Origin of the sequence: Psychrobacter sp. HII-4, from assembly GCF_904846595.1 — a bacterium.
GTDB classification, from domain to species: Bacteria; Pseudomonadota; Gammaproteobacteria; order Pseudomonadales; family Moraxellaceae; genus Psychrobacter; species Psychrobacter celer.
The window spans coordinates 1-23,041 of the sequence record NZ_CAJHBJ010000022.1 but is presented as its reverse complement, the minus strand read 5'-3'; the positions used below and the strand labels follow the sequence as shown (position 1 = coordinate 23,041).

Annotated in this window: 18 protein-coding genes, 1 pseudogene and 1 other annotated feature; of the genes and pseudogenes, 10 read left to right on the top strand and 9 right to left on the bottom strand. The window is 46.6% G+C overall.

The features are described from left to right. The first annotated feature begins 1 nt into the window (after position 1). Positions 2-289: a hypothetical protein gene (locus tag JMX98_RS10095; protein WP_201586305.1), complete on the top strand. Its 288-nt coding sequence runs from the start codon at positions 2-4 to the stop codon at positions 287-289. Here JMX98_RS10095 and JMX98_RS10090 read toward each other — a convergent pair. The 3 genes and pseudogenes from JMX98_RS10090 to JMX98_RS10080 all read right to left on the bottom strand — a co-directional run bounded on the left by JMX98_RS10090 (position 253) and on the right by JMX98_RS10080 (position 2,387). Beyond that, positions 253-1,472: pseudogene (locus JMX98_RS10090) on the bottom strand (IS3 family transposase). The gene JMX98_RS10095 and the pseudogene JMX98_RS10090 sit on opposite strands and share 37 nt — an antisense overlap. Beyond that, positions 1,081-1,197 (bottom strand) — a sequence feature (AL1L pseudoknot). It overlaps the preceding pseudogene by 117 nt. A gap of 62 nt (positions 1,473-1,534) precedes the next feature. Continuing rightward, positions 1,535-2,056, bottom strand: coding sequence for a helix-turn-helix domain-containing protein (locus tag JMX98_RS10085; protein WP_201586304.1), 522 nt, complete (start codon positions 2,054-2,056; stop codon positions 1,535-1,537). A 73-nt stretch (positions 2,057-2,129) separates the two neighbouring features. Then, complete coding sequence (locus JMX98_RS10080; protein WP_075101596.1) at positions 2,130-2,387, bottom strand: hypothetical protein; 258 nt, start codon at positions 2,385-2,387, stop codon at positions 2,130-2,132. Positions 2,388-2,788: 401 nt separating this feature from the next. Between JMX98_RS10080 and dinB the strand changes: the two genes are divergently transcribed. The 7 genes from dinB to infA all read left to right on the top strand — a co-directional run bounded on the left by dinB (position 2,789) and on the right by infA (position 11,518). Then, positions 2,789-3,874: a DNA polymerase IV gene (gene dinB / locus JMX98_RS10075; protein ID WP_201586303.1), complete on the top strand. Its 1,086-nt coding sequence runs from the start codon at positions 2,789-2,791 to the stop codon at positions 3,872-3,874. A gap of 260 nt (positions 3,875-4,134) precedes the next feature. Further along, positions 4,135-5,310, top strand: a complete 1,176-nt coding sequence (queA, locus tag JMX98_RS10070) for a tRNA preQ1(34) S-adenosylmethionine ribosyltransferase-isomerase QueA (protein WP_413786549.1) — start codon at positions 4,135-4,137, stop codon at positions 5,308-5,310. A 123-nt stretch (positions 5,311-5,433) separates the two neighbouring features. Continuing rightward, complete coding sequence (locus tag JMX98_RS10065) at positions 5,434-7,284, top strand: FimV family protein (protein ID WP_201586299.1); 1,851 nt, start codon at positions 5,434-5,436, stop codon at positions 7,282-7,284. A gap of 51 nt (positions 7,285-7,335) precedes the next feature. After that, positions 7,336-8,985 (top strand): FimV/HubP family polar landmark protein, encoded by a 1,650-nt coding sequence (locus tag JMX98_RS10060; protein WP_201586296.1) that lies wholly within the window; start codon positions 7,336-7,338, stop codon positions 8,983-8,985. A 214-nt stretch (positions 8,986-9,199) separates the two neighbouring features. Next, positions 9,200-10,285, top strand: coding sequence for an asparaginase (locus tag JMX98_RS10055; protein ID WP_201586331.1), 1,086 nt, complete (start codon positions 9,200-9,202; stop codon positions 10,283-10,285). Positions 10,286-10,349: 64 nt separating this feature from the next. Then, complete coding sequence (gene truA / locus JMX98_RS10050) at positions 10,350-11,189, top strand: tRNA pseudouridine(38-40) synthase TruA (protein ID WP_100749575.1); 840 nt, start codon at positions 10,350-10,352, stop codon at positions 11,187-11,189. 107 nt (positions 11,190-11,296) lie between these two features. Further along, entirely contained in the window at positions 11,297-11,518 is a 222-nt protein-coding gene (infA, locus tag JMX98_RS10045) for a translation initiation factor IF-1 (RefSeq protein ID WP_021814850.1), read from the top strand. Positions 11,519-12,001: 483 nt separating this feature from the next. Here infA and JMX98_RS10040 read toward each other — a convergent pair whose 3' ends face one another. The 5 genes from JMX98_RS10040 to leuC all read right to left on the bottom strand — a co-directional run bounded on the left by JMX98_RS10040 (position 12,002) and on the right by leuC (position 17,745). Further along, entirely contained in the window at positions 12,002-13,135 is a 1,134-nt protein-coding gene (locus JMX98_RS10040; RefSeq protein ID WP_201586293.1) for a L,D-transpeptidase family protein, read from the bottom strand. Positions 13,136-13,513: 378 nt separating this feature from the next. Next, positions 13,514-14,617, bottom strand: coding sequence for a 3-isopropylmalate dehydrogenase (leuB, locus tag JMX98_RS10035; RefSeq protein ID WP_105246303.1), 1,104 nt, complete (start codon positions 14,615-14,617; stop codon positions 13,514-13,516). A 208-nt stretch (positions 14,618-14,825) separates the two neighbouring features. Then, positions 14,826-15,494, bottom strand: a complete 669-nt coding sequence (locus JMX98_RS10030) for a hypothetical protein (RefSeq protein WP_201586291.1) — start codon at positions 15,492-15,494, stop codon at positions 14,826-14,828. Positions 15,495-15,631: 137 nt separating this feature from the next. Next, a complete protein-coding gene (gene leuD, locus JMX98_RS10025) occupies positions 15,632-16,282 on the bottom strand; it encodes a 3-isopropylmalate dehydratase small subunit (protein ID WP_201586290.1) in 651 nt (216 codons plus the stop codon). Positions 16,283-16,326: 44 nt separating this feature from the next. Continuing rightward, positions 16,327-17,745: a 3-isopropylmalate dehydratase large subunit gene (leuC, locus tag JMX98_RS10020; RefSeq protein WP_105246307.1), complete on the bottom strand. Its 1,419-nt coding sequence runs from the start codon at positions 17,743-17,745 to the stop codon at positions 16,327-16,329. 409 nt (positions 17,746-18,154) lie between these two features. Between leuC and JMX98_RS10015 the strand changes: the two genes are divergently transcribed. Both JMX98_RS10015 and putP read left to right on the top strand, forming a co-directional pair. After that, positions 18,155-19,027, top strand: coding sequence for a LysR family transcriptional regulator (locus tag JMX98_RS10015; RefSeq protein WP_075101606.1), 873 nt, complete (start codon positions 18,155-18,157; stop codon positions 19,025-19,027). Between the two features lie 575 nt (positions 19,028-19,602). Further along, complete coding sequence (putP, locus tag JMX98_RS10010; RefSeq protein WP_201586289.1) at positions 19,603-21,102, top strand: sodium/proline symporter PutP; 1,500 nt, start codon at positions 19,603-19,605, stop codon at positions 21,100-21,102. An 85-nt stretch (positions 21,103-21,187) separates the two neighbouring features. Here the strand turns inward: putP and JMX98_RS10005 are convergent, their stop codons facing one another. Continuing rightward, the gene (locus JMX98_RS10005; protein WP_201586288.1) at positions 21,188-22,735 is read right to left on the bottom strand and encodes a porin family protein; all 1,548 of its coding nucleotides are present in this window, start codon (positions 22,733-22,735) and stop codon (positions 21,188-21,190) included. Positions 22,736-23,041 lie beyond the last annotated feature (306 nt).

The following is a 23,041-nucleotide window of genomic DNA, read 5'->3' as shown; positions in this document are numbered from 1 at the left end:
AGTGACCCAACGCTATCAAATTGATGACTTCATGATGCAAGCTGTCATGTCAGACTCTAAAGTAAGTAAAGAACAAGCGATGAGGATTTTGGCAATCCAAAGCGGGGTTCAAGACGAGGGTGTATTGCAAGGTTTATTTGATGAACTGGGTGAAGATCTGGTGGTAGCAGGTTGGGGATTTGCAACACCTGACCAAAAAGGCATTAGAAGAAGTGAACCGCCCCGACTATATCGGAGAGTGTTTTACTTGAGTCAGGCAGCCATGCCTGACAGGATTAAATTATCGTAATACCGCTTTTCAAACTCAAAGGGTGACACATAACCAATCGTGCTATGCAGACGTGTTTTATTAAACCAGTCCACCCATTCAAGGGTTGCCAGTTCAACATCATTAACGCCAGTCCAGTTCTCCTTTAAATAGTCAATTACCTCAGATTTATACAGCCCGTTAACCGTTTCAGCCAGTGCGTTATCGTATGAATCACCAGTCGTGCCGACAGAAGCGATGATACCAGAGTCACACATTTTGTCAGTATAGCGAATGGATAAGTACTGAACCCCACGATCACTGTGATGAATCACATCTTTGAGATGGTTCCTATCTGCTATCGCCTGATTTAATGCTGCCATAACCATATCGGTATTCATGCGATTAGAAACTTTCCAGCCAACAATAGCGCGAGCAAACACGTCAATAATAAAAGCGGTGTAAACCCAGCCGCTAGTTGTTTTTATATAGGTGAAGTCAGCTACCCATAGCTGATTAGGACGATGCGCATTAAAGTTACGATTGACTAGGTCATCAGCGCATTTTTGATCATCACGGCTATTGGTGGTGATCTTGCCCTTACCGCGCCAGACACCTTGCATACCATACTGCTTCATTAATCGCTCTACGGTACACCGAGCAACCTTTAACCCGTCAGCTTTCATCTGCTGCCAGACTTTGCGCGCACCGTAACGGCATTTGCTGTTCTTCCAGATACGTTTAATCTCATTAAGGTAGAAATCGTCATGCTGACTACACTGTGAACGCTTTTCAGGATTTTCTTCTAGTTCTTTAGCACGATAGTATGTGGATGGAGCAATCGGTAATACTCTACAGATTGGCTCGACTCCATATTGTTGTTTATGATCTTCAATAAAATCAACCATGACTTGGGTTTGCGGTCGAGCTCCGCCTGGGCGAAAAAAGCGGCAGCTTTCTTTATAATCTCATTGGCTTGCTTTAACTCTCTGTTCTCACGTTCAAGCTCTTTGATACGCTCCGCTTGGCTTTGAGCTTGAATATTTGCAGGAATGGTTTGATCGATTTGCTTCTTATGCCATGATCGTAGGGTCTCAGGCGTGCAGCCAATCTTTGACGCTATGGCTTTGATGGCTGACTAGGTGGATGGGTAATCGTCTTTAGCTGCAATCAGCATACGGACGGCGCTCTCTTTCATTTCAGGGGTATAATTTCGTGTTTTCATTGTCGTATTCTCTTGGAGCGTTGAGTCTCCGACAATCCCAGGGCGGTTCAGATAGTCTTGCCTTAGTTCTTCGATGAGCCTTGCTTTCTCAAAGCTTGTTTCCTCTTCTGTTTGAGCAAGGCATCCAGCTTTTTTAGGTAGGCGTTCTCCGCACGTAGGTATTCATTCTCACGCTTAAGCTCTGCTAAGTTCTTTTCTTCATCTGGCTTGTCTGTGATAAAGGGTTTACTCATGGCGGTTCTACCTTTGGGTTTGGGTGTTAGTCCAGACATACCTTGTAGCCGATACGCTTTGTGCCAGTGACTAATAAGCGCCGGTGAGCTGATGTTATACCTTAAAGCAACTTCCAATTGACTCAAGCCTTGGCTAAGCATCGTTGTAAGCACTTTGTGTTTAAACTCGCGACTATAGTAGGCTTTGCTGGTCTTTGGTTTGATAGCATCGATACCACCGCTTTGATATTGCTTAACCCATTTAAGAACAAACTTTGGATTTACAGTAAACTTCTTGCTTGTGGCTCGACTACTATGTCCTTGTTCATAGTATGCGATGACTTGAAGCTTAAAGTCTAGATTATAACGCATAAAAATACCCCATAAGTTGTGTCCAACTTATGGGGTTCGGTTCATATGGGAGGTTTTTTTGTGTTTATAAGATTTATTGTATCATTGGGCTATCAATGTCTTCTTGCGTGATGGCTGCTATCTTTATAGGCACTGCACAGGCCCAAGATGTGCCGCTACGACAGTAAAAATATCCATCACGATAAGCAACAATATAGACGGTGAAGTCATTACCATACAGATCCATCATCGCCAGCTCATCACTCTCATCGCAAACTGCACACCAAATATCCTTATCTCCTCGTGCTAGCATTGCGCGTGTCAATTCGCTCCCTGTTAGTTTATTCATCATCAGCTCCTTAGTCCCTCATGCACCCCTAAGTATGTTCCTTTAGGCGGCGGGTTTACCAATACTCTATAGGCGAGTGTGGTGCGAGCCATAAACAACCTTTTTATTCGCTATAGACTAGGGCGTATAAAGAAGTTGTTTATTCTTTTAACAATCGTCTACTTCGATACTTACTTTAGTGTAGAACGTCTGAAGCAAAAGCGTAACATCTAAATGCATTAATCACGATGGACGGCAAATCCTTTAGGTTAAACGGTAAACAAAAGGTACGATCTTAGGGATATTGACGGGTTTAACCCACTGATATTTTTTAAATTGTTTTAATAGTCTATTTGTTTATAAAATCAAGCCATATTTATGGTTGCCGCTAAAATAGTTTTGCTAATTGGGGTAAAATAGCGGTCATGACTGCTTCTACTCCTCTTTCACCCCGCAAAATCATTCATATTGATATGGATGCTTTTTATGCCAGTGTCGAACAACGTGACTTCCCAGAGTTACGAGGTTTACCTTTGGTAGTCGGCGGTGACCCAAGCGGGCGCGGGGTTGTCGCAGCAGCCAGTTATGAGGTGCGCAAGTTTGGTGTGCGCTCAGCGATGTCATGCTATGAAGCGCGTAAACGCTGTCCTGAGGCGATATTTGTTCGGCCACGCTTTGAGGTTTATCGGGCGGTCAGTCGTGATATACGCCAACTCATGCATCAATTGACGCCTCATGTCGAACCGCTGTCATTGGATGAAGCCTATCTGGATGTCACCGGCTTATCTGTACATAAGGGCTCAGCGACGTTAATGGCCAATTGGCTACGAGCGCAGATTTTGGCGCACACAGGGCTAACCGCTTCTGCTGGCGTCTCATTTAATAAGATGCTGGCCAAGATTGCCTCTGATATCAACAAGCCCAATGGTATCGCAGTTATCCCACCAGCCGATGCCGATGCGTTTATTAGCACCCTTCCCATCGAGCGCTTTCATGGTATTGGCAAAGCCACTGCCAAGCGTCTCCATGCCATGGGCGTGCGCACGGGTGCTGATTTGCGGCGCTTGCCAGCGGCGGCATTGGTACAGGAGTTTGGAAAACGTGGTCAGTTCTATCATGATATCGCTCATGGCCGCGATGAGCGTACGGTCAAGTCGCAGCGCACGCACAAATCCGTAGGCTCTGAGACCACCTTTCGGGATAATCTTGACGACGATGCTGAGCTAAAAGTACAAATTTATGCACAAAATGAAGATGCGTTTGATCAAATGCAAAAAAAACAACTGGTCGCGCATACCATTACTTTAAAAGTTAAATACGCGGATTTTACTCAAGTCACGCGCTCACACACGTTATCGACGGCCTTTGATAGCGCCGAATCCGCCCATTATTGGCTAGACAAGCTGTTTTTGGACATCCCGCGTCAGCTGCCCATACGTCTGGTCGGTGTGACTTTCTCTTCATTGGTGCCCGCCGCCCTGCTCTTGCCTCAGTTAAAACTATTTGAATAGATGAGCCTGATTGATGTCTGACTGATAGTTACCTCAAGCCATCAGTATGGCTGTCAGGTTTTTGTGGCAGCGCGCGCGGTCATGACGACATGGCCGTAATAACGTGGTCGTTATGACATATTATGCCTGTGAGTCACTCAATGAGACATGCGTTTATCCTGTCATTTCTGCTACAATTACGCTCATATCATCCTTCACCACTCTTCATTGAAAGACCCATTATGACCCACTCCCACGCTGTAGATTTAGATCGCCATACCATGACTGACACCCATAAAAGCAATAATGACTTAGACTATCTGAGCGTTAATGACTATGACTATGAGCTCCCAGATGACTTAATCGCCCGCTACCCGCTAGCGCAGCGCTCGGCCTCAAGATTATTGTATTTACCCGCCAGCAATCCCGCCACTGTGGCAGATAGCCGTGCCGAAGACCGCATGTTTTCTGAGTTGCCAGATTTACTAAATGCGGGTGATTTGATCGTATTTAACGACACCAAGGTGATGAAAGCGCGCCTGTTTGGACAAAAAGACACAGGCGGTAAGATCGAAGTGTTGATCGAGCGTTTGGTCGATATTGCCGACTTAGCGCCCGCCGCCCTGCATTTGACGACCGCAGATGATCAACCGGTCTGCACTGACCACATCGCGCTTGGCCACATAAAAGCCAGCAAAGCGCCCAAGCTTGGACAGCGCTTGCAGCTCGCGGATGGTCATATACATGCGGTCATGATTGGTCGTCAGGATAATTTATTTATCCTAGCCTTTGATGCTCCTATCCTGCCGCAGCTAGAGCAATACGGCGAGCTACCTATCCCGCCATATTTTGAGCGTCATGCAGACGACACGGACAATACCCGCTATCAAACCGTTTTTCATGATCCAGCCAAACTCGCTAGCGTGGCGGCACCGACTGCCAGCTTACATTTCGATGAAGTGGTTTTGGATAAACTGGCGGCCAAAGGCATTCACACCGCCTTTGTGACGTTGCACGTGGGCGCAGGCACCTTTGCCCCTGTCAAAACCGACAACTTGCTCAATCACACCATGCACAGTGAATATGCGCATCTACCGCAAGCAACCGCGGATCTGATCAATCAAACCCATAAAAACGGCAAGCAAGTGATCGCGATTGGCACGACGGTCACGCGCGTGCTCGAAACTGCCTACCAAAAGACTGCGAGCACGGGCAAACCGCTTGCTGGCTGGTCAGGCGACACAGATATTTTTATTTATCCAGGCTTTAAATTCGCCGTCATCGACAAGCTACTGACCAACTTTCATTTGCCCAAGTCCACCCTATTGATGCTGGTCTCGGCATTTTCGGGTAAACAAGCGATAGAACAAGCGTACAAACATGCCGTCGAGCAGCAATACCGCTTCTTTAGTTATGGGGATGCCATGCTACTTGGGAAGCAGATAACCGCTGAATAAAAGGGCGTTTTATACAGTAAATTAACATTTGATACATTGGACACAACAGTTGTGAAATAAACTGGTAAACTAAACCAGATTTTGTTATAAAAGCAAAGATAACCTATATTCTAAGGGCTGCATATGTCTTATCGTTTATCTCATCGTTTGACTCGCGTACACCGTGCGGTATCGATGGCATTACTGTGTTCGGTAAGCTGTGCCGCCTTTGTCTCTAGCGCCCAAGCGGCCACGATTGGCAAGACCGTTGTGACCTCAGCACAGCATGAGCCTCTAAGAGCCAGCATCAGTGTCTCGGACATTCGGGCTGCTGATTTTTCAGCCAGCTTGGCCAACCCTGCTATCTATCAGCAAATGGGGTTGACGCCAACTGACTCAATGAGGATACGCTTTCAGCCGACCTCAGAAACCAGCGGCCAAGTCTATATCAGTACATCAAAACCTGTTTCTAAACCCTTTGCCGATATTGTGTTGACCATCAATGATCAGGGTCAGCGTAATGTCGTGCCCAAAACATTATTGATGCCGCTCGATGCCAGTTTACCCATCGACACCACCAAAAACATCGTAACAGGCGCAAAAAAGCCCAATTTACCTGCCGTATCCGCCAATAATGCCAAACCTTTGACCCTTAGAAAAGGTGCTCCGCCACCACTGATATCGGCATCAGCTGCAAGCTCATCGACAAGCGCTCCTACGGCCGTCAAACGGTCCGCGCCCAACGTGCAACTACCGAATACGCAAGGGGCCAATACGCAAAGCGCAAGTATTCAAACGCAAGTTGCCTCAGCCAGCATGCCTGCCAAGACATCTGTATCAGCAACTGACCATCTAGTCTATACGCCTAGCCGTTTAGACAATGGGCGTTTGGCAAATGACTTTGAGCTCACGGCCGCCAGTCCAGCGAAGAGCAATGCTATCCGACCCAACCCTGCCAGCCGCTTGGACAATGGCCGTTTGGCTCAAGAACAAACCGCCTCAAGTGTTAGCACCGCGAGCGAAGCATCACCTGCTACGCAACACACGCTCGGCACAGCGCAAGCAGACAACGCATTAGATACGCTAAGTATTCAAGTCACGCGTCAGATACAGCCGAGTCAGCAAAAAACCACGGGTGTGAGTGCCAATATCGTAGCTGCCGCCCCAAAAAACGACGCAGCTCAAGACAACCAAGCCGCCGAGCAAGCGGCTTTGAGCACTGCACATACGGCAACGGTAGTCGGTAGCAACATACCGGCTGATACTGCCGCGCCCTCTCAGCCAAGCACCAACAATCAAACTGCACCTACAAACCACGTGGCAGCAGACTCTATAGCAGACGCCAAAACGCAAAGCACGGCAAACTTTCAATATCAAGTACAGCGCAATGACAGCTTATGGATCATTGCTCAGCAGATTGCCCAAGAAAACAATGTCGATATTCAGACCGTGATGAAACAGATTCAATCACAAAACCCCAATGCTTTTATCAATAAAAACGCAGACCAGCTCAAAGCCGACGCCAAGCTAAATCTGCCGAATTATGATGTATTGCCATCACAGCAAGCGCTAGAGGCCGCTATCAGCGCCCAAAAACAAAAATATCGTCGGCGGATAAATACCCCTGTCGCACAGCCAGCGCCTAAAGCAAAGCCCCATACAGCTAAAGCGCAAAACAACTCAGCGCCTGCAGCCAAGCCACAAAAAAAACCAACCATTACCAAGACCCTGCCAAGAGCGCAGTTTTCTGTATTGGCTCCAGGACGTGATGGCAATGCCGATGGCACCCAAACCAAATCAGCGGCGGCCACAGGCAATGGAATTAGCACAGACATACTAGCTACTTTAAAAGCATCACGGCAAGCGGCTGCCTCTCAGGCCCAAAGCTTCTCCAAGACCAGTAGCGCACTTGACAGTTATACGCGAAAAATTCAATTACAGAATCAAAAATTGGCAGAGCTGCAAGCTCGTCTCAAAAAACTACGCAACCAATAATTGCCTGATATAGCAGCGTATTATGCTGTAATCATAGGCGTGGGAGTAACAATGGACAATATGCTATACATCATCGCCGGCTTGGTACTGATTGTATTAATAGCGGTTTTAGTGATACGTAAAAACAAAGCGCAAAAACCTTCGGCGCAGCCTTATGTCAAGTCAGATAGACATGCCGCGGCACAGACACCAGCGCCAAAAGCAAGTGCGCCCGTACAAACTGACGTCAGCGGCGAAAACAAGTTTGACCCCATCACCATTGCCCAGCGCTTTATAGATCAGCAGCGTTATGACAAAGCGATTGAAACACTCAATCGTGGCTTGCGCGAAAAGCCTAACGACAGTCAGCTTTCTTTAAAGCTGCTAAGCATCTATGCGACGATCAATCAATCAGAGAATTTCAACAAAGTCTATGACACCATCAGCTCGCAAAATGACCCAAAAAGCCTTGCCTTAGCAGATGAGCTAAAGACGCTGTTTTTTGAAGAGCAAAATCAAGTCGCCGCGCAAACCGCACCCGTTGAGCAAGCTGCCGACTTTGAAAGTATAGATTTTGATCTGCCAACGACACATGCCAGTCCCACCCATGATGTGGCAACTGATGATATCAGCGAGAGCGATGCCTCCTTAGCTTCTTCTGTCGAGACCCCAGCACTATCAGAACAAGTGCTGGCAGATGAAAATACCGACACAGATTTTGCTTTGACGCTCAGTGATTTGGAAGCGGATTTAGATGAGCCGGCACCGGCAGCAGAGCCTACCACGGCAGCTGACGAGAGCACTGCGGCCACAGAAGTGGCTGAAGAGACAGATTTTAGCGAATTCGACTTTGGTCTTGAGGACATTGAAACAGCGCAGCCAGAGTCATCTGATGTCTCAACCCAAGCGGACAGTGTCGAAGCGGATACCACTGAAGCGCTAACGCTAGATGAAGAGGATTTCGTCTTAGATTTTGATGATTTAGTGACAGATATGGATTCAGAAGATGCTGCTGATAAAACAAGCACGACTGACCATATGACTGATGCGACCGCCCAAAGCCGCGACGACGACTTTGTCTTGTCCTTAGACGATTTGGATGACGCAGATGACTTAGACAGTGACCTAAACAGCGACCTAGGCAATGACTTAAACGCTGCATCAGAGACGGCACTAGCAATTGAGACAGAGTCTAACTTAGCTGACTTAGATGTTGAAACAAACACTGATGAGCCTGTGCTTGATCTAAGCGATGAGATAAGTGACGAATTAAGTGATGACAGTATCGATATTGATGACTTAACATTAGACAGTGACTTTGCAGACAGCAGTGATGACGCTACTCCTACTTTGACAGCAGCCTCTGAGCTGACTTCAAGTAGCCCCACATCGTTTGATGATAATACATTGATCGATGATGACTTTGATTTTGATACATTATCAGATGAATCGCATACAGCAGCGAGCCCAGTTGCCCCAGTAGCAGCTCAACCTGCCGAAAGTATTAAAGAAGATAACGCTGAGGACTTCTCAGCACGGTTTGCCGCTGATTTTGACTTTGTCCAATCATTAGACAGCAATCAGGTAGCACTAGACTTGGCAGGTCAGTACCTGCAGCTAGGCGAGTACGATAGCGCCAAACGCTTGCTCAATGAAGTCATTTCTCAAGGCAACAGTGCACAGCAGCAGCAAGCGCAGTCGCTACTCGAGCGCACAGCGTAATTAAAAAGCAGGCTTTTTTATCAGCAAGTATTCTTGTGCCTTGAGAATACTTGCTTTTTTTTGCATTGAGCCTTTATAGTAGGGTCTGATTTAGATGACTATTGATGCAGTTGCGCAACTCATTGAGCAGTTCATTTGAGCGATTGAGCTGGGGCACCCTAGTTCTTATTTTTATTTACTTTTTATGACGGCGCCGACTATGCCCTCTTCTGTTATGACCAAGACGCTTACTGATCCCATCCAGCTGATTTATGCAGGCGGCACTTTTGGCAGTTATGGCCGGCCATTAGCACCGCTACCAGCAGAGGTGTTTTTACCGACGTTACAAACACTGCTAGCAGAGCCAGACCATGCCCACCATCTGCCGCCAATCTCTTGGCTAGACAACACTTTAATCAAAGACAGTAGCCAATTAACGCCTGTCGATTTTGTGCATTTTTACCAGCTGATACTAGCCGCCTATGCGCAGGGGCACAGACGTTTTGTCCTCATCACTGGTACCGACACGCTCAGTTATCTCGGGGCGTTTTTGGCAGAGGCCTTTGCAGGGAGTGATATCTGTGTGGCGGTCACTGGCAGTATGCGCCCGCTATTAGACAGCGAGATGCTACATACCTATAGCGTTGATACGCATAGCGATGCGTGGGGCAACCTAAACGATGCGTTAAAACTGGCAGCAGCGGGTGAGTCAGGAGTGAAAATTGCCTTTGGCGGCGAATCTTGGCCTGCACAAACGGTACAAAAAATCCATAGTCATGACCTCATGGCGTTTACTGGTCACTCTCGGGCAGCCTATCCTGCCAATAGTTATATAAAGCACTTGCCAGACGCCCGCCGCCAACACTGGCTCGAGGACCAACAAGAAATCAGCAAAAGCATCGATGCTCGTGCCAAGCAAGCACGTATTCATGCTCTGTATTGCCTACCCAACGATACTGAGGTTATGAGCAATCAGCTACAAGCCCTACTTTCTCAGCCGCCATGTGGCATTATCTTATTAGGGTTTGGTGCAGGCAACGTGCCCTATTCAGCTGATTTGGCGCAGGCATTGACCCTTGCGCATCAGCATGGGCATATGGTGGTTTGCGCCAGTCAATCGCCTTTTGGCGGCGTGAGTGACAACTATGCGGCTGGCAGTTGGCAATATGAGTATCATGTCATCGCTGGCGGCCGGTTGACCATTCCAGCTATCTATGCGCGATTATTGTGGCTGCTGCTACGGTACGATAGTCCTACCAGGCGCCGTCAACGCTGGACAAACAATGTCAGCCAACCCAGCATCACCATCAAAAAGCGCTGATTTGATCGGTCTTATTACGACCATAAGAAACCCTTACCATTTACTTTATAAGCCACACATTATCATGTCTGAGATACTCCCTATCGAAACCGCCAGCCAACCCACTTACACCCTAGCAATCGCTATTGAGTTTTTGGGTACGCAGTATCACGGCTGGCAGCGGCAACAAGAAGTGCTGGGTGTCCAAGAAGCCCTCGAAACCGCTATCGGCAAAGTCGCCAATGAGACCGTAGAAGTCGTCGCCGCAGGGCGTACCGATGCCAGCGTCCATGCCAGTAATATGATTGCCCACTTTACCACCCACGCTTATCGCCCGACTCATAATTGGCTTCGCGGTGTAAACAGTCTGCTCCCCGACGACATTGCGCTGCGCTGGATACAGCCCATGCCGAACGACTTTCATGCACGGTTTGGCGCTATCGCCCGTCGTTATCGTTATATCACCCTCAATCAACCCCAGCGCCCTGCTATCTTAAACCATCAAGTCACTCATATTTATGAACCACTTGACCTGGCCGCCATGCAGCAGGCAGCAGCGGATATCGTCGGTACGCACGACTTTAGTAGCTTTCGCGCCGCCGCTTGTCAGTCCAATCAGCCAGTGCGCTCAGTCAGTCATGCCAGATTGTTTGCCCATGGCCAGTTTATCGTGTTTGACATTCAAGCAGATGGCTTCTTGCATCATATGGTACGCAACCTAATGGGCACCTTGTACGCTATCGGCAAGCACGAGCTAGAGCCATCTGATTTTTTGACTATTTTGGCCAAAAAAGACCGTACTATTGCACCACCGACCGCCTCTGGTGACGGCCTATACTTTATCAATGCTTACTATCCCGAGCATTGGCAAAAACTATTGCCCACCGCGCCTCTTACGCCCCTCTGGCTAAACCTGCCTGACTGATATACATATCGATTACAAGCTGTCAAGCCAAAACCAGGTTCTGTATTGCTTTAATACGCTAGCTTGCGTATAATATGGGCTTATTTTTAACTGATTGATACAAAATTATGGCAAAAGACGATATTATCGAATTTGAAGGCGAGGTCATCGACACCCTTCCAAACACATTGTTTAAAGTTCGTTTAGAAAACGGACACGAAATCATCGCGCATATCTCTGGTAAAATGCGTAAACACTATATCCGTATTTTGACTGGCGATAAAGTCAAAGTCGAGATGACCCCCTATGACTTATCAAAGGGTCGTATCACCTATCGTGGTAAAAACTAATTGCGATAAAAATCGACTTTAATAAAATCGATTTTATTAAACAGTGATGACGATTACGCGGTTATGACAAATCTCATCATTACTAAATGATGCAGTACTTGCTAAGACGTTTTTAAGAACATTTTTGTGAATCCTTGGGTGGTTTAACAGATAATAATAATGAAAATGCGAACCTACTCATTATTGGCTATCAATGTTTTGTCTTACAAGTTAGTCAGGTCAATATAAAAAAGATATGGCGAGACTCGAATAAGTTTTTTGCGGCATCGAGCGGCGCTGGCACAGTACGCAAGAAGAATTTGTACCAATCTCGCGAATTTATGCTGTGTATCTTTTTTATTTAATAATGACTATATCCGCCATGCCCGCATAAAAATACCGCTAACTGATGGTTAGCGGTATTTTTTTTGACGCGTTCATAAAAACCCACCTTTATAAGCAAAAAACCTTGATGGTTTCATGCTCTTTGTCTTTTGCCTGAAGCTATTTGAACTCTACCGTAGCCCCATCTTGTATGACACCCAATAGTGCCAAGGCATCCCAGTTGGTCAGACGCACGCAGCCTGCAGATGCTTGACGGCTGATACGGGCAGGGTCCGGTGAGCCATGAATACCATAAGAGGGTTTACTCAGGCCAATCCACACAGAGCCGACTGGGTTGTTAGGGCCTGGCGGCAAGATAGCTTTACTCCCATCATTGGCAGTATAAGTATAGTTAGGCTCATGAACCTTTACCTCTACTGTATGCGTGCCTGATGGTGACGGGGTTGCCGTACTCCCTACTGTCGTCGGATAACTGGCAACCAGAGTCCCTTTATCATCGTACGCATATAGCGTCTGGGTGGTTTTGTCGGCGACCACACGGCTGACGGGCGCGGTGTTAGGGTTTCCTGGATTATAGACCGTTATGGTCTCACCCGCTGAAAAGCTGGCATTGGGGTTTAGAGTTTTGAGATATTTTTCACTCATGTGAAACTTCTCTGCCAATGCCTCTACCACATTTTCATAGTACAGACCCTCTAGCTCCGCTTTTGCGGTAGCGCCCGCTGGGATAGTAGTGGTTTTGATATCGACGTCCGCGTCTGTCAATTGGTAGCTGACCAACACAGGCTGCGTCATAAGCGTTTTATCACTCGTGAGGGCTTGCCAAGTCTCGGTATTTAAAGCCTCTGTGACACTTAGGCCATTGGCTTTTTGAAAGGCTTGCATGGCTTTTTTGGTGTTTTTGCCCCAGTATCCATCGACCGCACCCACGCCACTATGATGCCAGTTTAATAATGCTTGTAATTTGGTGCCAATCGTCCGATCGATATTAGTACCAGGCGTCCAGCTGGCGTCGTTTACTTTTTTTGCCATCGCTGGCAAATTTTCGGTGCTGTATTTAATGGTAGGAAGCAGTTTGTTAAGCGACATCGACGTTTTGTTATCGCCAGTCAACTTTTGACTGACGCCATTGGTGACTGGGCTGACGTCTTTAGTGGCGGCAGATTTGCTCATCACTGCCTGAGCATCACCCACGGCATTGTCTGTATCGGCGATAACGCTTTGCCCTATCAATACGGCAGCTGACAAACCAACCGCGGCGAGCGCTGCGCTGACTTTATTTAAATGATACATGTGTGCTCCTAGCATTTTTATCAAGTTTTATTGTTATATCAATTATTTTTATCAGATTGTTTTTTATAAGTTGTATACGTGAAATATGGTGCCATATCGGTCTGTGAGCATATAACACCTTTATGTTAATAAGACCAGCCTTTTGCACAAGCTGTGTTAATAAAAGTACTTTTTTGCGGATAACAGGTTGGTTATGTTACCTAGCGCAGCCAAATGAATATAAGACAAGTATAAAAAAACCCATAAACTGCAGAGCAATTTATGGGTGCTAAATTTATAAAATATGACGATTTAACAGTCAAAAAACGAGCAGTCAGACTTTAAATCAGTCGTCAAACTTTGTATATGGCTTTTTGTAGGGCGCGATATCATAGAGCCTTATACCAATTTTGCCAAAACGGCTTGTCCCATTTGCTGACAGCCAACTTGGGTCAATCCGGCTTCACTAGGATCTAAAATATCGAGCGTACGAAGTCCATCATCCAGCACGTCGCTGACTGCTTGTTCAATGGCTTGGGCGGCCGTTTCTTGTTTAAAGGTATAGCGCAGCATCATAGCAACAGATAATATCGTCGCTAGTGGGTTGGCCTTGTCTTGTCCTGCGATATCCGGTGCCGAGCCATGACAAGGCTCGTACATGCCTTTTCCTGACGCATCAAGACTGGCTGATGGCAACATACCAATGGACCCTGTCAGCATCGCAGCTTCGTCAGATAAGATGTCACCAAACATATTGCCCGTCACCATAACGTCAAACTGTTTTGGGTCTTTGATCAGCTGCATACACGCATTATCAGCATACATATGTGATAACGCCACATCACCATACTCAGCCTGCTGCATCTCAATCATCGTCTGCTTCCACAGCTCAGTGACCTCTAAGACATTGGCCTTATCCACTGAGCAGACTTTGGCAGCACTACCTGTCGCGGCTGCCCGCGTTTTTGCCAACTCAAATGCCACCTTGCCGATACGCTGAATCTCGCTTGTGCTATATACCATGGTGTTATAGCCTTGCTGCTCACCATTATCTAGCGTACGAATACCGCGCGGCTCCCCAAAATAGATTCCGCCTGTCAGCTCACGCACGATTAGTAGATCGAGACCTGAGATGATTTCAGGCTTAATGCTCGAGGCATTGGCCAACTGGGGATACAGCTTTGCCACACGTAGGTTGGCAAACAAGCCAAGCTCACCGCGAATCTTCAGAAGACCACGCTCAGGACGCTTGCTGCGCTCGATACCATCCCATTTTGGACCACCGACCGCGCCTAGTAATACTGCATCGGCGGCACGGGCACGAGCCAAGGTCTCATCTGGTAAAGGCTCGCCTGTCGCATCGATGGCGACGCCGCCGATCAGTCCAGATTCGAGGGTCAAATTTAACGCAAACTTATCATTGACGGCATTTAATACATCAATGGCTTGGGTCATAATCTCAGGGCCGATGCCATCGCCCGCTAGTGTCAAAATCGTTGCCATACTGATCCTTTTTCATAGGTTTTTATTGAATAATATTGCTATAGGTTTTTGCTAAAATGTACAAAAAAACACGCCCTCGCTACAGCGTATTTCGCGGCTTTTAAGGCGTGTCTTTATCCCAAAACTGCGTTAAACATGAAACAAACGACAGTCAAGCAGGCTATCCTATCTGGCATAGATGGATGACCTCAACGTATTAACCAGATTTTTATATACGGTTTTCTACAAACTCACCTCGATGCTTGCTATCTAACTGTTTACAAAACCGGCGCTGTACGGTACTACCCTGTAGCAGCTCAATGCATAAAGGCTCGGGCGACGCGGTCTCTAACAAGCTGCCTGACTTGTTACTAGGTCTTTTTTGATAAGCACGTAACTGATAAGTCCCTGCCTGAGTAAAATCATGAATCATGGCAAAACGCTCAACATAGCCCACGTTGTTTTCTGGATAGAAGTTGACGTGAATTTCGCGCTTGGCTGGCATGACTCTGGCATAGTAATTGGTCAATCCTGGCATTGCAGAGGCGGATAGCGGCACTATCTTGATCGACTTTTTATTGGCAAGCGGCCTCATCTCAGCACTGGTTGGGGCCTTTTTTGTGCCCTCTGCAAGCGTCGTCACCATGGCTGGATTTACCGGCTCGTGACTGTCAGGAGCGATGACGAGTGTTTTGTCTATCTGCACGATTTCGCAGTGATAGGTTCCAACACACGCGATACTTACCTCGCCTGCGACTGGCTGAATATGGCCTGCCCATACTTTGGCATTTTCGGCTTCATCGATTTTTTGATAGCCGGTTAATAGCTGGCAGCCTGACATTAAAAAACTGGCAGCAATCACTGTACTGGTCCACAAAGCATAACGTGTTTTATTCATAATGGCGGCTACTATTAATAATAAGGAAGATAAAAACAACACAACGACCCCCTTATTTTAGCCAGTTCACCGCCATAACTCAACGCTGCATTACTATTGTTCAGCACTTTACTCACCGTGGTTTAAAGGCGCTTTGTTTATGCTTGTACGTCATTAAACACCCAAGGTGTTTTTTGTTTCATCTTGTCCTCATACGCTTTGATGGCGTCGCCTTGCTGCAAAGTCAGTCCGATGTCATCAAGACCATTTAACAAGCAATGCTTACGAAACTCATCGACCTCAAAAGCGTACTCTTCACCGCTTGGAGTGATGACCACTTGACGCTCAAGATCGGCGGTGAGCTCATAGCCTTCATTGGCCATGGTCGCTTTCATCAATTCATCGACAATCTCTTCGTCTAAGACGATGGGCAACATACCGTTTTTAAAGCAGTTATTATAAAAAATATCGGCAAAGCTTGGCGCAATAATCGTACGAAAGCCATATTCTGACAGTGCCCAAGGCGCATGCTCACGGCTTGAGCCACAGCCAAAGTTTCTGCGTGCCAGCAAAATGGTAGCACCTTGATAGCGGGGCTGATTTAAGACAAAATCAGGGTTGATCGGGCGTTTACTATTATCTTGCCCCGGAAACCCTTCGTCCAAATAACGCCAGTCATCAAATAGATTGACGCCAAAACCGGTGCGTTTAATGGATTTTAAAAACTGCTTAGGGATAATCTGATCGGTATCGACGTTTGAGCGGTCTAAAGGGCAAACGATACCCGTTTGGGTGTTATAAGCTTGCATAGTTTTTCCTATCAATTCAATGAGGGAGTTATGGATGAACGGTCTTAAAACGTACGCACGTCGACAAAGTGACCCGCCAATGCTGCTGCTGCTGCCATCGCGGGACTGACCAAATGCGTACGACCACCATTGCCTTGACGGCCTTCAAAGTTACGGTTAGAGGTTGAGGCACAATGCTCTCCAGGCTCTAGCTTATCGGCATTCATCGCAAGGCACATCGAACAGCCAGGCTCACGCCACTCAAAACCCGCCTCCGTAAAGACGGTATCCAAGCCTTCTGACTCTGCCTGCTGCTTGACCTGCCCTGAGCCCGCCACCACGATCGCCTCTTTGATATTGTCAGCGACTTTGCGGCCTTTGATGACCGCAGCAGCATCACGCAAGTCTTCGATACGCGAGTTGGTGCATGAGCCAATAAAAATACGATCAAGCTGGATATCGGTAATCTTTTGCCCTGCACTTAGACCCATATAGGTATACGCGCGTAGCCAGCCTTCTTGCTGCGCCTCATCGATAGCTTCGTCAGGTGTCGGGACAGACTGAGTGACATCGACGACCATTTCAGGTGACGTGCCCCAAGACACCTGCGGCGCAATCTCACTACCATCAATCTCAATTACGCTATCAAATACGGCATCATCATCTGAGTATAACGTACGCCAATAAGCTTCGGCTTGCTCCCACTGCTCCTCGGTCGGCGCATAAGGACGACCTTTGACATAGTCAATCGTTGTATCATCGACCGCCACCATACCAACGCGTGCGCCCGCCTCAATCGCCATATTACAGACGGTCATGCGCCCCTCCATGCTCATGTCTTCGAACACTTGCCCTGCAAACTCGATGGCGTATCCTGTGCCGCCTGCCGTACCGATTTTGGCAATAATCGCTAGCACCACATCTTTTGGCGTCACGCCAGCGCCAAGCGTACCATTGACTCGGATTTGCATATTTTTTGATTTCTTTTGAATCAAACACTGAGTGGCTAGTACGTGCTCAACCTCAGAGGTACCGATGCCATGCGCTAAACAACCTAGCGCGCCATGAGTGGCGGTATGTGAATCACCGCAGACCACTGTCATACCGGGCAACACCAAGCCCTGCTCAGGACCGACCACGTGCAAAATACCTTGACGCGCATCATTGATGGTAAACTCAGCAATATCGAACTTGCTACAGTTTTCATCCAACGTCAGTACCTGCAGGCGCGATACATTGTCTTTGATACCCGACACGCCCTCTAAGCGCTCTTTGGTCACTGTTGGGACGTTATGATCTGGGCTTGCGATATTCGCAGACAGACGCCACGGTGTGCGATTGGCCAGCTCTAAGCCTTCAAAGGCTTGCGGACTTGTCACTTCGTGCAGCAAATGGCGATCGATATAAATCAGGCTCGAGCCATCATCGCGCTTGGTGACTTCGTGAGCGTTCCAAAGTTTGTCATATAACGTTTGACCGGCCATATTGCTATCCTTTATTGATTGCTAATTGCTAATTGCTCAGTTTTTCACTTACTTACTATTTTAACTGACTTACTATTTTTACCTGCTTGCTATCGGTAAGCAAAAATGAGGTCTAGTCTAGGTAGTATGTTGGTATGTCTTATCTCTACGCCAACGCTTTGTCAAGTCGGCATACTTATCTAGTATTTATTGCTAAAAACTGCGCTTAAAACAAGCGTTATACGAAAAAACACCGCCGTTTATGCAATAAATATGTGACAATACGTCTCGATGTCTTGTGATTATAGCAGGCTAATCCTATAATAATAATTGATGATTTTTACATAGACACAAACTTTTATTTCTAATACATTGTGATTGGGTCAGCCAACTTTTATTTATAGCTTACAAAGTAGCTAAGGACATCCGTTTGAACACCACAAATTTGACGACATTCGTTACCGTTATGCACACTGGCAGCATCTCAGGCGCAGCCGAAAAGCTGTTTATCACTCAGCCTGCAGTCAGTAAACGTATCAAAAATTTGGAAGATGAGTTTAACATCACTTTGTTCGATACTGTCGGACGCGGTATTGTACCCACGCAAGCGGCGACCGAAATGCTGCCACATGCCAAACGCTGGCTTGAAGATTATGAAAACTTCAAGATAAACCTGCAGCACTCCCAGCATATTGTATCAGGTAAGCTGATCATCGGTACCAGCCATCATATTGGCCTACACCATTTAGCGCCTGTCCTCAAACACTTTATCCAAGCGTATCCTGCCGTCCAGCTAGAAGTGCATTTTGTCGATTCAGAGGCGGCACACAAAGCAGTATTAGATGGTGACTTGTCACTGGCGTTTGTCACTTTGCCACCTGTCTACGACAAGCGGCTAACCTACCATACGCTTTGGTCTGACCCTTTATACTTTATGACAGGCACTTTGTCACCATTGGCGACCAAATCCAATGTGACGCTCGAGCAGTTGGCTCGCTATCCTGCGATTTTACCGTCGGCCAATACCTTTACCAGTCAGATTACGCTGGCTGAGTTTGCCAAGCATAACCTCAAGCCTTATGCGACCATGAGCACCAACCCATTAGAGTCTATTCGTATGCTGGTCTCTGTCGGTCTTGGCTGGTCGGTACTGCCGCAGACCATGATCAGTCAAGACTTGGAGCGTATCGATATGGCAGACAATATAGAGTTACAGCGTTATTTGGGCGTGGTCATCAATCCAAAGCTGACTCAATCTAGCAGTGTGACGGCGCTATTGGATCTATTATCTCCTATCGATTAATAAAGTGATTCATACTATATAGCATCAGTCAAGCCGCATAATCCTTGTGCCTTACCACTAGTAGGCACGCCATTCGCATTTGTAGTAGTCATACGTTATAATACGCTTGACGTTGTTTTTATAACAAAAATTTACCATATGAACACTGATAGTCATATATTGAACACTTCGAGTAATATATGATAGGTGTCAGTAGGTTTAATGGTTTTAAATGATTGGTTATATTGGCGACCAATATAGTTATATAACTATAGGTATATAACTGGCAAATGCGATAAAGCGAAGCATCGACTTTTTGATTTGCTCCTTATTGAATGACATTCTTTATTGACTACGCCATGTGCTATTTATGAGCGGATGATTTGGTCGATAATCGCAGTGTCATGATCTATATACCTTCGCCCTAGAGCAACGCCAATCATATAAAACTAACAACAGATATTGAATCAAAGCCATTATGTCCTACTTAATGGCTTTTTTTGTCTTTAGATATTGTTTTGGACAACGTCTTGTAACACTTACTCTTTATAGTTAAAAATAATTACCGCCAACGTAGTTGGTTAAGGACAATTTATATGAACGGAGTTTCTAGTGGCGTGCTGATATCGCTTGCCGCCTATTTTTTAGTGATGATTGGGATTGGCATTTATGCTTACTTTAAGCAGGCCAATGACACAGAAGGCTATATGCTCGGTGGCCGTAATCTCAGCCCAGCAGTAACGGCACTCTCAGCGGGTGCCTCAGATATGTCAGGCTGGCTATTGCTTGGATTACCAGGCGCTATGTATGCCGATGGCGTGGTCAGTGCTTGGATTGCCATCGGTCTGACATTGGGTGCTTTTTTAAACTATATCATCGTGGCACCTCGCCTTCGTGTGTACACCGAAGTAGCTGACAACGCTATTACCCTACCCGATTACTTCGCCAACCGCTTTGAAGACAAGTCGCACATGCTACGTGTCATCTCAGCCGTTGTCATCATTCTATTCTTTACCGTCTATACCGCTGCAAGTCTTGTAGGGGGTGGTAAACTTTTCGAAAGCTCATTAAATCTATCTTATAGCACAGGCCTATGGGTCACCGCTGGTGTGGTCGTCATTTATACCTTGTTTGGTGGTTTCCTTGCCGTGTCGATGACGGACTTTGTACAGGGTGTCATCATGCTGTTTGCCATGGTGATCGTCCCTATCGTTGCCTTGACAGATCTGGGCGGCGTATCAGCCACGACTGATACCATCAGAACCATCGATCCTAGTATGCTCGATATCACAAGCGGCATGACAGCACTTGGTATCATCTCGCTACTCGCTTGGGGATTAGGCTATTTTGGTCAACCGCATATCATCGTGCGCTTTATGGCGATTCGCTCAGTGCGAGATGTTCCAACAGCGCGTAACATCGGTATGAGCTGGATGATTATCAGCCTGATCGGTGCTTGTGTGACGGGTATCGCCGGTCGCGCTTACGTACAAAAAACCGCGATGACTCTAGATGATCCCGAGACCATCTTTTTGGTATTCACGCAGTTTTTATTCCATCCATTGGTTTCAGGCTTCTTGTTAGCGGCCATCTTGGCAGCGATCATGAGTACCATCTCATCTCAGCTATTGGTGGTATCAAGCTCATTGACGAAAGATGTGTATAAGCTGTTCTTTGATAAAGAAGCCCCAGAGGCGCGCCAAGTACTGGTTGGCCGTATTTCTGTGATTGTCGTCGCTGTCATCGCTATCTTATTAGCGTCGAACCCAGACAGCTCAGTACTGAACCTCGTTTCTAACGCTTGGGCAGGATTTGGCGCGGCATTTGGCCCGCTCGTTATCTTTAGTCTGACATGGCGCGGTATGAACCGTAACGGCGCTGTCGCCGGTATGGTTGTCGGTGCCTTGACAGTCATCCTATGGGTCTATGGTCCATTTGAGATGAATGGCGTACCACTAAATAGTTGGTTATACGCCATCGTTCCAGGCTTTATTTTAAGTACCATTGCTATCTTTGCAGTGAGTATCATGACTGGCGGTCCAAGACCTTCGGTATCTGCCAAATATAAAGAGATGGAGCTGAATTTAAACAAATAAGTTCATAAACTATCGAATACTAAAAAACCCTCGCTATCCGAGATAGCGAGGGTTTTATTTGGCTAATACAAAACTGGTAAGATACTTAGAAAGTCTTGGTTAATAATACCGTCGCTGATTTTTCATCACGATCATCATAATAACCAAAGTTACTAGAGGTCGTTTCATAGTCAAACACCAGTCTTGGAGTCAGACCAAGCACTGTGATATCGCGCTTCCAGACTTGTAGACCTAGTGAGGTGGTTTTATCCTCGCGTTTTGTACCCGGCTTACCGCCCACTGCATTATAGTAGCCCAACCATGCACCACTACCAGCTGGATAGGCATCTGCAGGATCTTCGTACTCTTTGATACCATAGCCTGCTGTCGCAAGGGTAGATATACCGTGCTTCCATTCACGCCCCCAACCAACATTGACAGAATTGCGATCGTAGCTGATGATGCTTGATTTGGGGACATCGTTTTGATAATTACCCAATCCACCATAGAAGTACTCTTTGGCATCTTTGATATAAAATGCGTTTAGGCCAAGGAACTGACCATCGGTTTCTCGGTTTTTATTGTCGTCATCCTCAAACGTTTCATTGGACAAAATACCGGTGGCCGTCAATTTCAACTTTGGTTTTACCCAGCGTGAGCCGCTGACCGTGACCCCTTTACGTAGGCTATAATCTTCTTCATCGTAATACCGCTTGGTCACAAACGGCGTGAGTGAGACATCATTTTTGGCATCATCATAACCAATACCAGCAGAAGCGGTCAGCAGATAATCGTTATAATCCGTCTCATCCCAGTAGCCTTTTAGTGAGGTATTTCCGCCTACGGTTGCATAAAAATTCTCAGGTAAATTAAAGCGCTTATTGGCACTGCCAGACACCTGAATACCATTAGCCGTTTTTTGTTCGATTGAACGCCCCAGACTAGATTGAATAGACTTAGACGGTGCGTCATTGATATTGCTATCTCTCACATAGCTAGCAGAGACATTAAACTGCCATTTTTCTGAACTATTTATTTGAGCCAACGAGTTTTGAACTCTCGCCATCACAGGCGCTGGTAAATCAACCGACTGTAGCTTTAAAAACTGCTCTTTTGCGGCGGCATACTGCTTATCTGCTTGCATGGCAATCGCCATATTTAGGCGTACAGGGTGAAAATCTGGATCTGCTGCGAGCATCTCACGGTAGATTGCAATGGCTTGCTTGTTTTTGGCTTCACTGCGATATATTAAGGCGTCAGCGAATTTGATGAGCATGGGGTCATTGGTTTTAAGTGCTTTATAATGCGGCAATACTTCTTTTACCGTGACCATATCTTGCGCGGCTAACGCATCATTTAAAAACTTACTAAACGCCGCTGGGTTGGCTTTTAACGCCGCCAAATTGTATGTCGTGGCGGCAGCAAGTTGCTGACGACTTTTGATGGCACGCTGCGCCTCTGTATCAGAAACCGCGGTAGATGGCGCTGTGGGATCTGATACTGCTGTTTGATTTTCACGTTTGAGCAGCTCAGTTGCCTGATCAAGCTCCGGCCCTATGTCTGGTGGCGTATCTTCTGCCATGACGGGGACAGAATAAGCCATCATTAGTGAAACACAGAGCGTAAGAGGTTTGAGCATATATTGATTATTCATGGGTATCCTTACCTAAGTATGATCATTAATCTTCCAAACTTAATCATCCTAAGGGATTTTAAACGTTTAAGCGAGAAAAAAAGCGTCCTAAGACGCTTTTTCGTTTGGGTTGTACAGTCATATTCCTTTATTGCTTTTCGGCGCCAAAGGTTCCTTGAAAGGTCGTGCCTGTTCCTGGCGTGGTACCTGTTCCTGCTACATTACCAGGTTGAGCTTCTTGATAAATGCCTCCTAGGAACTTTGCACCATCACCATAAAAACCACCTGATGTCGCAATATTGTCCTTACTACCAGCGAAAGTATTTC

What these genes read in the sequence shown, in the direction of transcription:
- JMX98_RS10085 (WP_201586304.1), bottom strand. Translation starts at nt 2,056, where the DNA reads ATGCGTTATAATCTAGACTTTAAGCTTCAAGTCATCGCATACTATGAA.
- queA (WP_413786549.1), top strand. Translation starts at nt 4,135, where the DNA reads ATGACTGACACCCATAAAAGCAATAATGACTTAGACTATCTGAGCGTT.
- JMX98_RS10055 (WP_201586331.1), top strand. Translation starts at nt 9,200, where the DNA reads ATGACCAAGACGCTTACTGATCCCATCCAGCTGATTTATGCAGGCGGC.
- JMX98_RS10040 (WP_201586293.1), bottom strand. Translation starts at nt 13,135, where the DNA reads ATGTATCATTTAAATAAAGTCAGCGCAGCGCTCGCCGCGGTTGGTTTG.
- dinB (WP_201586303.1), top strand. Translation starts at nt 2,789, where the DNA reads ATGACTGCTTCTACTCCTCTTTCACCCCGCAAAATCATTCATATTGAT.
- JMX98_RS10060 (WP_201586296.1), top strand. Translation starts at nt 7,336, where the DNA reads ATGGACAATATGCTATACATCATCGCCGGCTTGGTACTGATTGTATTA.
- JMX98_RS10005 (WP_201586288.1), bottom strand. Translation starts at nt 22,735, where the DNA reads ATGAATAATCAATATATGCTCAAACCTCTTACGCTCTGTGTTTCACTA.
- JMX98_RS10080 (WP_075101596.1), bottom strand. Translation starts at nt 2,387, where the DNA reads ATGATGAATAAACTAACAGGGAGCGAATTGACACGCGCAATGCTAGCA.
- JMX98_RS10030 (WP_201586291.1), bottom strand. Translation starts at nt 15,494, where the DNA reads ATGAATAAAACACGTTATGCTTTGTGGACCAGTACAGTGATTGCTGCC.
- leuC (WP_105246307.1), bottom strand. Translation starts at nt 17,745, where the DNA reads ATGGCCGGTCAAACGTTATATGACAAACTTTGGAACGCTCACGAAGTC.
- truA (WP_100749575.1), top strand. Translation starts at nt 10,350, where the DNA reads ATGTCTGAGATACTCCCTATCGAAACCGCCAGCCAACCCACTTACACC.
- leuD (WP_201586290.1), bottom strand. Translation starts at nt 16,282, where the DNA reads ATGCAAGCTTATAACACCCAAACGGGTATCGTTTGCCCTTTAGACCGC.
- leuB (WP_105246303.1), bottom strand. Translation starts at nt 14,617, where the DNA reads ATGGCAACGATTTTGACACTAGCGGGCGATGGCATCGGCCCTGAGATT.
- putP (WP_201586289.1), top strand. Translation starts at nt 19,603, where the DNA reads ATGAACGGAGTTTCTAGTGGCGTGCTGATATCGCTTGCCGCCTATTTT.
- JMX98_RS10065 (WP_201586299.1), top strand. Translation starts at nt 5,434, where the DNA reads ATGTCTTATCGTTTATCTCATCGTTTGACTCGCGTACACCGTGCGGTA.
- infA (WP_021814850.1), top strand. Translation starts at nt 11,297, where the DNA reads ATGGCAAAAGACGATATTATCGAATTTGAAGGCGAGGTCATCGACACC.